The 12,493-nt window shown below is 70.2% G+C and carries 12 protein-coding genes; 9 read left to right on the top strand and 3 right to left on the bottom strand.

All coding sequences use genetic code 11. The features are described from left to right. Positions 1-164: 164 nt before the first annotated feature. Positions 165-959, top strand: a complete 795-nt coding sequence (locus ABT085_RS35445) for a YqjF family protein (RefSeq protein WP_351617570.1) — start codon at positions 165-167, stop codon at positions 957-959. A gap of 68 nt (positions 960-1,027) precedes the next feature. Here the strand turns inward: ABT085_RS35445 and ABT085_RS35440 are convergent, their stop codons facing one another. Further along, positions 1,028-2,167, bottom strand: coding sequence for a PucR family transcriptional regulator (locus tag ABT085_RS35440; RefSeq protein WP_351617567.1), 1,140 nt, complete (start codon positions 2,165-2,167; stop codon positions 1,028-1,030). An 87-nt stretch (positions 2,168-2,254) separates the two neighbouring features. Between ABT085_RS35440 and ABT085_RS35435 the strand changes: the two genes are divergently transcribed. The 7 genes from ABT085_RS35435 (at position 2,255) to ABT085_RS35405 (ending at position 8,981) form a co-directional block, all read left to right on the top strand. After that, positions 2,255-3,310 (top strand): ferredoxin reductase, encoded by a 1,056-nt coding sequence (locus ABT085_RS35435; RefSeq protein ID WP_351617565.1) that lies wholly within the window; start codon positions 2,255-2,257, stop codon positions 3,308-3,310. A gap of 7 nt (positions 3,311-3,317) precedes the next feature. Continuing rightward, positions 3,318-4,436, top strand: coding sequence for a fatty acid desaturase family protein (locus ABT085_RS35430; protein WP_351617562.1), 1,119 nt, complete (start codon positions 3,318-3,320; stop codon positions 4,434-4,436). Positions 4,437-4,765: 329 nt separating this feature from the next. Beyond that, a complete protein-coding gene (locus ABT085_RS35425) occupies positions 4,766-5,509 on the top strand; it encodes a hypothetical protein (RefSeq protein WP_351617559.1) in 744 nt (247 codons plus the stop codon). Continuing rightward, positions 5,509-6,498 carry a hypothetical protein gene (locus ABT085_RS35420; RefSeq protein WP_351617556.1) on the top strand — a complete coding sequence of 330 codons (990 nt, stop codon included), beginning with the start codon at positions 5,509-5,511 and terminating at the stop codon, positions 6,496-6,498. The genes ABT085_RS35425 and ABT085_RS35420 overlap by 1 nt, the downstream gene beginning before the upstream one ends. Positions 6,499-6,866: 368 nt before the next feature. After that, a complete protein-coding gene (locus ABT085_RS35415) occupies positions 6,867-7,895 on the top strand; it encodes a S66 family peptidase (protein ID WP_351617553.1) in 1,029 nt (342 codons plus the stop codon). Positions 7,896-8,079: 184 nt separating this feature from the next. Then, positions 8,080-8,559, top strand: a complete 480-nt coding sequence (locus ABT085_RS35410; RefSeq protein ID WP_351617551.1) for a hypothetical protein — start codon at positions 8,080-8,082, stop codon at positions 8,557-8,559. Continuing rightward, entirely contained in the window at positions 8,556-8,981 is a 426-nt protein-coding gene (locus tag ABT085_RS35405; protein WP_351617549.1) for a hypothetical protein, read from the top strand. Before ABT085_RS35410 ends, ABT085_RS35405 begins: the two co-directional genes overlap by 4 nt. Before the next feature lie 179 nt (positions 8,982-9,160). On the opposite strand, the gene ABT085_RS35400 is transcribed toward ABT085_RS35405, so the two are convergent. Beyond that, a complete protein-coding gene (locus ABT085_RS35400; protein WP_351617546.1) occupies positions 9,161-10,123 on the bottom strand; it encodes a helix-turn-helix transcriptional regulator in 963 nt (320 codons plus the stop codon). A gap of 220 nt (positions 10,124-10,343) precedes the next feature. Here ABT085_RS35400 and ABT085_RS35395 point away from each other — a divergent pair, with 220 nt between their 5' ends. Then, positions 10,344-11,030, top strand: coding sequence for an alpha/beta fold hydrolase (locus tag ABT085_RS35395; protein ID WP_351617543.1), 687 nt, complete (start codon positions 10,344-10,346; stop codon positions 11,028-11,030). A 245-nt stretch (positions 11,031-11,275) separates the two neighbouring features. Here ABT085_RS35395 and ABT085_RS35390 read toward each other — a convergent pair whose 3' ends face one another. After that, positions 11,276-11,959 carry a carbonic anhydrase gene (locus tag ABT085_RS35390; protein ID WP_351617540.1) on the bottom strand — a complete coding sequence of 228 codons (684 nt, stop codon included), beginning with the start codon at positions 11,957-11,959 and terminating at the stop codon, positions 11,276-11,278. Between the last annotated feature and the right edge of the window lie 534 nt (positions 11,960-12,493).

Genomic DNA, 12,493 nt, shown 5'->3' with positions numbered 1-12,493 from the left:
CTTTTTTCTCCCCGGGGGGGGCCCCCCCCCCCCCCGGCCCCCCCTTTTTGCCCGCGCCCCGGTTTCACCCCCCCCCCCCGGCCCCCGGCCCGCGGTGGCCGCGGCGGCCGGTGACCGCCCCGGACGCACTCCCTCCCCCGCAGGCGATCTGGCACTCTGGTGGGGTGCACCCCACGCCCATCACGCCCGAGGCGCCGGACGCAGTGCGCAGTCCGCTCCTCACCCAGCAGTGGCTCGACCTCACCTTCGTCCACTGGGCCGTCGATCCCGCGGACGTCGCCCCGCTGCTGCCGCACGGGCTCACCGCGGACACGTACGACGGGGTCACCTACGTCGGTCTGATCGCCTTCAGGATGGAGAAGGTGGGCTGGCTACGGCTGCCCGGGGTGCCGTATTTCGGCTCCTTCCCGGAAACCAACGTGCGCCTCTACTCGGTCGACGCGCATGGCCGCCGCGGGGTCGTCTTCCGGTCCATGGACGCCTCCCGGCTCGTGCCGGTGCTCCTGGGGCGCCTCGGCTTCCGGCTCCCGTACCTGTGGTCCCGCATGGACGTACGAGCGGACGGCGACACCGTCACGTACCGCAGTGACCGGCTCCGCCCCGGAACCTCCCGGGCGCGCAGCCGGATCGTCGTCACGGTCGGCCACCCCATTCCGGAGCCGACGGAGCTGGAGCATTTCCTCACCGCCCGGTGGGGCATGCACAACACGTTCGCCGGCGGTACCGGCTACCTTGCCAACGACCATCCCCGCTGGCCGCTCCACCGCGCGGAGCTGCTGGACTGCGAGGAGAACCTCCTCGCGGCGGCCGGACTCCCGGCTCTGGGCGGGCCGCCGGTCAGCGTCCTGTACTCGCCCGGAGTCCCGGTACGCCTCGGCAGGCCCACCGGCCTGACACCCGGCAGCCAGGTGGGCCTGCCGAGGCAGCCCCGACCCCGACCGGAGTCCCGCACCAGCTGATGACACCGGGAACGAAGCACGATTCCCGGGCCGCTCGCGGACGGGGTCGTGGACGGTCGGGGCACGTGTCAGCCGGCCCGAAGACCGACCGCCAGCGTCAGTTCAAGGACCCGGTGCGGCAACGCGAGATCCGGAAACAGCTCCCGCAGCTGCGACATCCGGTACCGGACCGTCTGGGGATGGACGAACAACGCCGCCGCCACCTCGTCCCGCCTGCCCTGGTGCAGCAGCCACGCCCGCAATGTCTCCTCCAGCCGCCGTGCGGTCGCGACAGGCAGGCTCCGCAACGGTGCGAGGGCTCGGGCACGCAGGTCTGCGAACGCGTCCACGTCGGCGCTCAGCACCAGCTCGGGCAGGTGGTCCTCGGTGTCGCGAATGTCGGAGGAGAAGGAGCGCGCGCGTACGGCTCGTGCGTACGAGGCGGACGCACAGGTCCAGGGCCGGGCCGGGCCGACCACGGCGGCGCGGTCGGTCAGCTGACGCAGGAGATGTGATCGGTCGGCATCGGGGACGAGCAGCACACCGGTGGCGTCCGGCAGATCGTCGAGGACGAGGGTGCTCGGGTCGAGCGCACGGCAGGCAGGCCGGGCCTGGGCGGCGGGCAGCAGGACCGCGGTCAGCGAGGCCGGGGGCTGCCACCCGGCCCGTTGAGCAGAGGCCAGCAGCACGTCCGGGCTCGCGTCGGCGAGGAGGTCGCGGGCCAGCTGTTCCAGGTGGCGCTCGTGGGCCCTGCCCCGGGCGGCCAGTTCGTCGGCGTGGCCCGCGGCGCTCGCGGCGGAGAGCTCGTCGATGTAGGCGAAGGTCAGCTCGGCGAACTTGGCGACCTCGGCGGCGGGCAGACCTGCGGGTACGGCACCCGCTGCCAGGCATCGCCAGGCCACGCGGGCGCCGACGCGGTAGGCGCTGAGCAGGGCGTCCATCGAACGGCCGTCGCGGACCTCGCCGCGACCGAGCTCGTAGGCCGCGTCACCGCCGTCGCCGCCTGTGGCGTTCCCGCTCGCGAGGTCCAGGTAGTGCCCCAGGGCGGTGCGGACGGCTCGGCGGATGGTGGCGCCCATGTGGCCCGAAAGGGCGTTGGCGTAGGGAGGGACCTCCTCGATGATCGCCTGGACGACCTCGTCGGCGGTGGTCTTCAGCTCGGCCCGAAGTACGGTGACCGTCGTCTCGTCCAGAGCCAGTTCGCTGGCCTTCCGGGTTACATGGCTCACGTTTTTATTCCCTGCGAACAATTCCGCTGATCAGTTTCACGTCCTGCGGTCAGGACTTTACGCCCTGAGACGCAGCAAGCTGGGGCCATGACGAGTACAACCCTCCGCAGCAGGGCGTGGAATCTGCTGGAGATGGTCACGACACCGCTGCTGCCGTCGGACTACCTCGACCTGGTCAGCCCGCTGCGTGCGGGCGCCGACCTGCGGGGGCGCATCGAGGCCGTACACCCCGAGACGGATGACGCCGCGACCGTCGTGATCAGACCGGGACGGGGCTGGCGCGGCCACACAGCCGGTCAGTACGTGCGGATCGGTGTCGACGTCGACGGGGTGCGCCTGTGGCGTGCCTACTCCATCACCTCACCGACACACCGTGAGGACGGCCGCGTCACGATCACCGTGAAGGCGATCCCGGACGGCAAGGTCAGCAACCACCTGGTCCGCAGGGCGAAGCCGGGCACGCTGGTCCAGCTCGACCAGGCGACCGGTGACTTCGTGCTGGCCCGGGCCAAGCCCGCCAAGGTGCTCTACCTGACGGCCGGCAGCGGCATCACGCCGGTGATGGGCATGCTGCGCGACACCGACTTCGACGACGTCGTCATGGTCCACTGCGCGCCACGGCCGCAAGACGTGATCTTCCGCGACGAACTGCACGACCTGGTCGCGGACGAGAAGCTGCGGCTCACCGAGGTGCACACCGACACGGACGGCAAGCTCGACATGGCCCGTCTCGGCGAACTCGTGCCCGACTGGGCCGAGCGCGAGACCTGGGCCTGTGGGCCCACGGGCCTGCTCGACGCCGCCGAAGAGCACTGGACCGAGCACGGCGTGCCGGAGCGCCTGCACACCGAACGCTTCCGCCCCGGCATCGTCGTCGCCGGTGACGGCGGCGAGGTCACGTTCAGCGCCACCGGCAAGACCGTCGACGCGGACGGCGCCACCCCGTTGCTGGACATCGGTGAGGAGGCCGGCGTGCTCATGCCCTCCGGCTGCCGCATGGGCATCTGCTTCGGCTGCGTCACGCCGCTCAAGGCGGGCGCCGTCCGCGACCTGCGCACCGGCGAGATCACCGAGGCCGAGCCGGGCGTCCTCATCCAGACCTGCGTGTCCGCCGCGGCGGGCCCCTGCGACATCGAACGGTAGGAGCACCTTGACCGCCATCGACCCCACCGCCCACCTGACCGCGGAGCAGATCGAGGAGCTCGGCCGCGAGCTGGACGCGATCCGCGACGAGGTGATCGCCAGCCGTGGTGAGAAGGACGCCGCCTACATCCGTAAGGTGATCTCGGCGCAGCGCAAGCTCGAGCTGGCCAGCAGGGGCGTGCTGCTGTTCTCGTTCTTCCCGCCCGCGTGGCTGCTCGGCACCGCAGGTCTGTCCGTGGCGAAGATCATGGACAACATGGAGATCGGCCACAACATCCTGCACGGCCAGTGGGACTGGATGCGCGACCCGAAGATCCACTCCACCACCTGGGAGTGGGATCACGTCTCACCGGCCGATCAGTGGAAGCACTCGCACAACGAGCTGCACCACACGTACACCAACGTGATCGGCAAGGACAACGACCTCGGCTACGGCATCATGCGCGTCGACGAGGACCAGAAGTGGCACCCGTTCCACCTCGGCCAGCCGCTGTGGAACTTCATCAACGCCTGCTTCTTCGAGTACGGCATCGCGGCGTACGACCTGGAGCTCGGCAAGAACCTGCACAAGCGCCGCCGCAAGAACCCGGAGTTCCGCGCGCGGGCCAAGGACGTGGGCCGCAAGATCCGCAAGCAGGTGCTCAAGGACTACGTGATCCACCCGCTGCTCTCGGGCCCGTCGTTCCTGACCACGCTCGCCGCCACGTTCACCGCGAACCTGGTCCGCAACATCTGGTCCCACTCGGTGATCATGTGCGGGCACTTCCCCGAGGGCGTGCAGGTCTTCGAGCGCCGGTCGATCAAGGACGAGACGCGCGGCCAGTGGTACCTGCGCCAGATGATGGGCTCGGCGAACATCAGCGGCAGCAAGGCCATGCACTTCATGACCGGCAACCTGTCGCACCAGATCGAGCACCACCTGTTCCCGGACCTGCCGAGCAACCGGTACGCCGAGGTCGCGGTGAAGGTGCGCGCGCTGTTCGAGAAGTACGAGCTGGAGTACGTCTCCGGGCCACTGCCCAAGCAGGTGTTCTCCGCGTGGCGCAAGGTCGTCCGGCTCTCGCTGCCGAACAAGAAGCCCAAGGTCAAGACGCCGGACCGCGAGCCGGAGCTCGTCGCGGCCTGATTCCCGGTATCGGTGCAGATCTTCCGGCTGCACCGGCGGCACCGCCGGGTTCGATGAAATCCGTTGCGGACGGTGGGCGGCCGCGACATCGGACCGTGCGGCACGCGCCCCAGGCAGCCCGGTGTCTGCGCTGCCGGAACGTGCGCCAGGAGCTCAGCGCACAACCCCCGGCGGGGTGTTGTAGTGCGCTGACCTGCCTTGGTCGTGCCGGTAGCCGGGGGCATAGGCGCACTCGGGCGGGTCCGCTGCCTGTCGTCAAGCGATGGCGAGCTCAAGTGAGGACGCCATCGCTTGACGACGGGATCAGGTCCTCCTGGACGGTCGCAGAGGTGCGCCGCCGGCTGCAGCAGCGGCGCCCGCACGCCGGCGTCGAGGCGATGAACGAGGCGCTGACCGTCTGGAATCCCTTCGCAGACGAACTGCTCGAGCACTGGCTGAAGACCGTGCGCAACGGCCGCATCCTGGCCAGGGCCCCCAAGCCGAAGTGGAAGGAGGGAGCGGCCGCGCTGCTGGAGCGCTATCGCGCGCTGGCCGCCGAACACACCTGCTGCGGCAAGCACCGCCGCCCGAAGGAGAACTCGTTCATCCTGCGGACCGCGTTGGAAGACCTGGTCGCCGGAGGCGACCTGGATGCGCGTCGCCGTGGACTGGTGCAGCACGCTGTCGATGCCATGGTGCGCCGACGCGGCGTACCCGGTACACCCGAACATGCGGCACTGCGCGCCCGTCAGGCCGCGGACGCCGCCCGCCCGACCCACCACGCCATGGCCCAGCTGGTCGCCGAGCGCCTGGCGGACCTGCCGCCGGACACGGGCACACCGCAGGCCCGCACCTTCACGGTGGCTGTCACCCCCGCCGAATACGAGGCGACAGGGCTGCCCGTCGGCGCCGACGTGCCCGCGCCCATCGCCCGTCTGGTGCACCGGGCGCTGGCGGCCGACGTCCCGACGCTCATCGCGGCGGGCGTCGTACCGTCCGCTGAGGTGCTGGCCACCCTCACGCCTCAGCTCGTCGCGGCCGCGAGCGCCGCCGCCTGTCCCGACCCCCGACTGCGCCGCCTGATGGCCGCCTGATGGCCGCCTCCTACGGTGCATTTCGCAACCGGCGCTCGGTGCTCCTGCTCGACCTGCAGCACCAGGTCCGCTTCGAGGAACTGCCCTGGGTCCGGGCCGTCGAACAGCACCGCCAGAGCACCGATCCCGTGCGCGCGACGGCGGCACGCACCCTCGCCGACCTCGGTGAACTCGCCCTGCGGGGCTGGCCCGGCACCGTGCTGCCCAACCCGTTGACAAGCCAGCTCGCCACGCTCGCCCGGACCGCTGGGCTCACGCTGCCGTGGACGGAAGAGCTCGCGGCCGACATCTTCATGGGCACGTTCACCGCCAAGTTCCCTGCCGCGGCCCGGACCGCGGCCGAGCTCCTCAACGGATCCCTGTACGCGGCCTACTACGGCATCGACTACGCGGCCGTCGCAGGCGTCGACGCGTCCGCCTCCCGGGACAGGCAAGGCAGCCCCGGCGCAGCGCAGTTCGCGGCGCTGTGTCATGAACGCGCTGGCGTCGACGGGACGACGTGGCTGTCCGTCGCCCAGGCCGGCGCGGTGATCGAACAGGCCCAGATCCTCACCACGCACAACCTCGCCCTCCTCGCCGGGCCGGTCGGGGTGAGCCCGCAGTCCGGCTGGGCGGCACTGGCCCGCAGCGCATTCGCCACCACCTGCCGCCACGCCGCGCGGATCCACGGCAACCCGCACCCGCTGAGGACCATCAAGGACATGGCCTATGCCTGGCGCCAGGCCCTGTTCCACCTGTCGATGGCCACCCCCGACGAGCAGAACTCGGCCCTGGCGCAGTTCGACGACGACGCGGCAGGGTGTCCCGACCACGCCCGCACGCGCCTCGCGCCCGTCCTGGCGGGTCTGCGCCTCGTCCACGCCGGCGGCAATCTCGCTGTCGACGGCGGCCCCACCGACAGCGGCGCGCGCCGGCTCCTGGGCTGGGCGCCCACCGGCCACCACTGGCTCCAGGCCGAGCCTGCCGCCCAGGCAGTGATCCACGGCTGAGGAGGACCATCCGCCGCTGCCACAGGAGCACACGGCGGCGGGTGCTGAGGCGGGCCGGACGGGCGAAGACGATCCTCCGACAGGTTCCGGCATTGCCCGCCGATCCTCTCGTGAAGGGAGCGAAGACAGCCAGGAAGGAGCCCGCCCGGTAGGCGACGCAGTCGACAGCGCTGCACCATGAAGTATGTTGCCGTCCCCCGGGTCTCCGGGCACTTCAGTCGCAGGCCGGTGATCTCGACGGGCCGGCTGCCGGTGGCATGCACGACCAACAGGCCGTCTGCGTCATCAAGGTGACCCGGCATCCGGGCCGTCTGGAGCGCACGGAACTCGGTGTCCTCCGGATACGGGTCTGTGCCAAAATCCCGCGCATGGCTGTTCGATACCCGTCCCCCCTGCGTCCCGGTGACCGTGTTGGCGTCACCTCTCCGTCGAGCGGAGTCGCCAAGGAACTGCGTGAGCGCCTCGATTTCGCCGTTCGTGACGTCGAGGACCGCGGGTACGAGGTCGTCATCGGCCGCTGCATGGACGGCTCGGGGCACGTCAGTGCTTCGGCCGCTGACCGCGCGAGCGAACTGATGTCGATGCTGACCGACCCCACCATCAAGGCCATCGTGCCGCCGTGGGGCGGGGAGACCGCGATCGATCTGCTGCCACTGCTCGACTGGGACAAGTTGCGGGAGGCAGAGCCCACCTGGCTCGTCGGATTCTCCGACATGTCGACCCTGATCACACCGATGACTCTGCTCACCGGGACGGCGACCGTCCATGGCAACAACCTCATGGACACGCCCTACCGAGTGCCCGAAGGACTGCGATCGTGGCTCGACATCGTCGCAGCGCCCCCAGGACACCGGTTCACCCAGACCCCGCCCGGCCGCCACCGGACCACCGGCTTCGACGACTACGCCGCCTGCCCCGACGTACGCGAGTACACGCTCGACTCCGCGGGCTCCTGGACCCGGCTCGACGGCAGCGGTGACGTGGAAGCCGAAGGAAGACTGATCGGCGGTTGCATCGAAACTCTGTGCAATCTCACGGGGACGGCCTTCCTCGACATCTCGTCCTTCGCTCGCAACGAGTCACCGGACGGGCTCCTCGTGTATGTGGAGGCAGGTGGCGACGATGCCTTCACCATCTGCCGGAACCTGCATGGCATGAAGCTCGCAGGGTTCTTCGACCGCGCGAACGCGGTTCTCGTCGGCCGGACCAACGCACCCGGTAACCGTTCCCTCAGCCAGCACGAGGCCGTCCTCGACGCACTCGGCTCTCTCAACGTGCCGATCATCGCCGACATCGAGTGCGGCCATGTCCCGCCCTACATGCCGATCGTCAACGGTGCGTACGGCCGTATCGTTCACACACCGAGCCGGAGCGAACTGACGCAGACCTTGGACTGACGCACCGAACCGATCAACCACCTCTGACCGACGGCCGCGGTGATCACACCAGCCAGTTGGTGTCCCTGTGCGCACAACCGAGTCGAACGCCATGCCTGTCTTGCGTGTGAGCGACACCCGGACTCCCGGGGCCCCATGCCGCCCGCACTCGGTGGGCGGCGCACCGAAAGGGGCAGGCGGCGACATGCCGAAGTGGAGAACGCACAGCACCCGGCACAGACCCTCGCGTTTACGCACGCACTCTCTCGTAGCCCTCACCGTCTCGCTCGCGCTGCTGGCCGGGACCGCGGGGCCCGCGGCGGCTGTGGCCGAGGCGGTGCCCTCGGCCCGGCGTACCGCCCAGGTCACGCTCGCCGAGTCCGGCCTCGTCAACTCCGCGCTGGTCATGCAGGCCAACGGAGACCTCACGTTCACCCTTGACACGGGCACCGCCTACGATCCACAGGCCGTGCAGCGCCAGCTCGACGATGACGGAAGTCAGAGCCAGCTGAGCGACACGATCCGGCAGGTGATCGACCAGGATCTGGGCGACATCAACGACGACACGACGTGGGTCGAATTCGACGGCGTGGTGAACACGGTCGGTACCACCGGCCTGTCCCTCACCGTCCCTGCCGCGGATGTGCAGACGGCCGAGACGCGAAGCAGTCCCTCATCGCGATGACCGCGGGCTACCTGACGAAGCTCGCGACCACCGCGGCCTGCTTCTTGGTCCTGCCCGAGGCCGCCCTCGCCTGCCCCGCGATCGGGAAGGTCACCGGCGCGCCGGTCCGTGGCCTGGCGACGCAGTACTTCAACCATGAGCTCAAGGACCCGAAGGCCTATACCAGGACGTTCCTCTATGCGCTCAAGGCAACTGTACAGGGGGCCCTGTATGACAGGCTGGTCACCTGGATGAAGCGTACGTACCCGGCCCAACTCGGCTTCATCGCGGACGCGCTGGACAGCTGGGTCCAGGCCGCAGACGGGTGGATTGCCCAAATACTGCGAGACATGGCCGACTTGCTGCCCGACGCCGGCGGCCCGCCCGCACCGCCCCCGTTGTCAGTCGACAGCGCACCCGGTCGAGGCTCCTCAGCTCGATGAGGACCGTCTGACCCAGCAGCAAAGGGACTTGGCCGCCGCGGCCGCATCGCGCGGCTGAGTCCGACGGGCCTGCCGTAGCCGTGCCCATGAGCCGACCCGGCTCGTGGGCACGACACGGGTCCGGCCCGCCGCGACCGCCGGATCGGGCGCCCGCACATCGCCGGGTGCTCCGGCCCCGGTCAGGACTGGTCTGCCACGGCGGCGGTGAAACGCGCGACAAGTGCCGCAACCGCGGCGCGCAGTTCCTCCCCGCCCTCGACGCGGAAGGCGAACGGCACCCTCGCCAGCCATTCCTGCGCGTACATGTCCGGGTTGCGGGTGCTGCCGACCAGCAGGCATCCGTCCCTCAAGGGCTCAAGGCGTCCCATGGGCGGCCGGATCCACGGAGCCACCTCGGCCAGGGGGGCGTCGAACACCACGCGGGTGGAGAACTCCCAGCCGAGGCCCAGGTTCTCCTCGAGCACCGCTACCGGGTCGAGGCCCCTGGGCGGCTCGAAGGCGTGCTCCGTCGGCCGGACCGCGCTGACCCGGTCGACCCGGTAGGTGCGAATTGCGTCCGCGCGATGGGAGTGGCACAGCAAGTACCAGCGCCCGTGGCGGACGACGACGGACCAGGGATCCACCTCCGCCTCCCACTCGTTGCCGGCCTCGCTGTGGTACGTGACCCACACGCGGCGCCGGGCCGCGATGGCGTCGACGAGTTCGCTGGTGATGGCCGGATCGGGGTGGGCCGAGTACGGGTTCGCTGCGGCCGACGCGTACTCCCGCAGCATGGCCGCCTGTTGGCCGACGCTCTCCGGAAGCGCCTTGACGACCTTGCCCAGGGCGGTGCCGATCAGGTCGTCGGTGTCGGCCGCGGTCGGCCGACCGCTGAGTACCGCCATCACCAGGCCGAGGGCCTCGGACTGCGTGAAGTGCACTGGGGGCAGCCTCGTCCCGCGTCCCAGCCGGTAGCCGCCATGCGGCCCCCGGGCCGACTGCACAGGGATGCCGGCCTCTCGGAGGATCCCGACGTACCGGCGCGCGGCTCGCTCCGTGACGCCCAGCCGCACGGCGAGTTCGCCGGCTGTCGTACCGGGGCGGGTCTGGAGGATCTCCAGGGCGCGCAGCGCACGCGCGGTGGGACTGAGATCGTTCGCCACGGGAGCAGGCTAATCCCCTCCGCTGAGCTCCGCGGTGAAAAGAGTCCGGGGGCTTCACCCCAAGCCCGTAGGGCGAGGGGCAACGGCGTCTGGTTCCCCTGCGTGGACGGCCCGCGGACTTCGCCCAAGGCGCTTGGGTGGTCGCCGGACAAACCGGCAGTGGATTGTCCGGATCTTCTCCTACGGTGGCATCCATGAAGCTGGAGAAGGGGAACTGACCATGGACATTCTGCTCATCGGTGGCCTGTGGCTGGACGGATCCGTGTGGGGCCGTGTCGCGTCCGCGCTGGAGTCGCTCGGCCATCGCGCCGTGCCGCTCACCCTCCCGGGCCAGGGGGACGGCTCCGTGTCCGCCACGCTCGACGACCAGTTGGCGACGGTGCTCGCCGCGGTGGACGCGGCGCCCGGCAAGTCCATGGTGGTGGGGCATTCCGCCGCCTGCACGCTGGCCTGGCTGGCCGCCGACCGGCGGCCGGAGCGGCTGGCCAAGGTCGCCCTCATCGGTGGTTTCCCGACTGCCGACGGTCACACGTATGCCGACTTCTTCGAGGTGAGTGACGGCCTCATGCCCTTCCCCGGCTGGGGACCGTTCGAGGGGCCGGACGCCGCAGACCTCGACGAGGGGGCCAGGCGAGAGCTGGCGGCCGCCGCGATCCCCGTGCCCGCAGGCGTGGCCAGGGCAGTGGTGCGGCTCGCAGACGAACGGCGGTTCGACGTTCCGGTCGTGGTCGTATGTCCGGAGTTCACGCCCGCGCAAGCGCAGGAATGCATCAACGTCGGTGACGTCCCGGAGCTCGCTCGGGCCAAGCACGTCGACTTCGCCGACATCGACTCAGGCCACTGGCCCATGATCACGCAGCCTGACGAGCTGGCCCGCCTCCTGGCTGCGGCAGCCGACGCGGCCTGACGGGGGGAATTTCCGGGCACGACCAAAACCCTGCCTGAGGGGCCTCTGTCGAACTCGGCTGCCTGATGCTGCTGGTGATGGTGTGCGGCGGGCCGGCCACGATGCCGTACGGCTGGGAGTGCTGATCTACGGCGGCCCCCCGGCCTGGTCCGCCGCCACCGTCCTGCTCGCGGGTCTTGCCGTGGCAGGCGGTACCAGCGTGACCCTCAGCTTCGCAGCAGCGGTCCGGCAGCTCTTCGGACCGGTCAGGAGGGCGCGCCGGACAGAACTTCCACTTTGCCGGTGTCGAGCGAGTAGTAGGCGCCGACCACGGCAAGGGCGCCCTTGCTCACCAGCGGGGCGAGGTCCTGGTTGGAGCGAAGATCGGCCGCGGTCAACGTGACCTGGGCACGGGCCATGGTCTCGACCGGGTCGGCGCCGCCTTCCCGGACCGCCTGCTCGTAAGCCGGCTGCAAGGCCTTGACGATCGCCTGCAGGCTGCCGGGCAGCGGTTTGCCGTCACGAATGGACGCGTACGCCGCCTTGACGGCGCCGCAGCGCTGATGGCCGAGGACCACGACGAGAGGGGTGCCGCTCGTCATGGGCCCGTACTCGACGGAACCAGTGACCACCGGGCCGACCGCCTCCCCGCCCGTGCGCATCACGTAGAGGTCACCCAGGCCGGTGTCGAAGAGGAGTTCAGGCGGCACCCGGGAGTCGATGCACGACAGGACCGACCCGAAGGGCTCCTGCGCCTGGGCCACGAACTCACGCCGGTCCGGATCACGGTCGGGGTGTTGAAGGTCCCCGCTCACCCAACGCTTGTTGCCGTCCATCAGCCTCGCGAACGCCGCGGCGGGCGTGGTGGGGCGTGCTTCCGGCGAAGCGCTGGCCGTCGATGCGGCGACCTTCACCGGTGAGCACCCCGCAAGCGCGACCACGCCGCCCACAACTCCGCCGAAAAGCAGCGCTCTACGATCCGGACGCCCGCCTCTGTCCATCGGTCGCTTCCCCTCGATACCACCCAGACACGTCCCTGCGTTGTGACCAGGCCAATTCTTCATCCGGTGCCGGTGTCCCGGCTGCAGGCGCAAGCAGGCGGGGGCCACATTGCCGCAGACGGCCCACAGAACAAGCCCGGGCGGCAGCAGGGAGATCAGCACGAGGACCGCGCCAGACAGTCCGCCCCTGCACGCCCCCGGCGACACGGCGGTCAGGTGCCACGGACCGGTGCCTGGAGCGACTGCGCGTCGGACGGCACTTCATCCGGGGAACCTCACCCTGGTGGAAGACCTTGACGGGCGGTCGGACGAGGTGACCCGGTTCGAGGGCAGCGGCGTGCGCTACGAACGGTCGTCCATGTGATTGTGTGATCGGTATCGTCACGCCTTGACGTGCTCCCTGGCCTAAAGTCCAGGGATTCCGGCCTGGGTCGTCTGACCCTTCCGGGGGCTTCCTGCTTCACCGCGCTGTGCGGGCACGTG

The organism is Streptomyces sp. NPDC002265 (genome assembly GCF_040296125.1).
In the GTDB taxonomy this organism is placed as follows: domain Bacteria; phylum Actinomycetota; class Actinomycetes; order Streptomycetales; family Streptomycetaceae; genus Streptomyces.
The sequence above is the reverse complement of the archived record's forward strand: the minus strand, read 5'-3'. Positions and strand labels throughout refer to the sequence as shown.

Bases quoted from the DNA above. Each gene is read 5' to 3' on its own strand.
- ABT085_RS35435 (WP_351617565.1), top strand. From the start codon at position 2,255: ATGACGAGTACAACCCTCCGCAGCAGGGCGTGGAATCTGCTGGAGATG.
- ABT085_RS35420 (WP_351617556.1), top strand. From the start codon at position 5,509: ATGGCCGCCTCCTACGGTGCATTTCGCAACCGGCGCTCGGTGCTCCTG.
- ABT085_RS35415 (WP_351617553.1), top strand. From the start codon at position 6,867: ATGGCTGTTCGATACCCGTCCCCCCTGCGTCCCGGTGACCGTGTTGGC.
- ABT085_RS35410 (WP_351617551.1), top strand. From the start codon at position 8,080: ATGCCGAAGTGGAGAACGCACAGCACCCGGCACAGACCCTCGCGTTTA.
- ABT085_RS35405 (WP_351617549.1), top strand. From the start codon at position 8,556: ATGACCGCGGGCTACCTGACGAAGCTCGCGACCACCGCGGCCTGCTTC.
- ABT085_RS35395 (WP_351617543.1), top strand. From the start codon at position 10,344: ATGGACATTCTGCTCATCGGTGGCCTGTGGCTGGACGGATCCGTGTGG.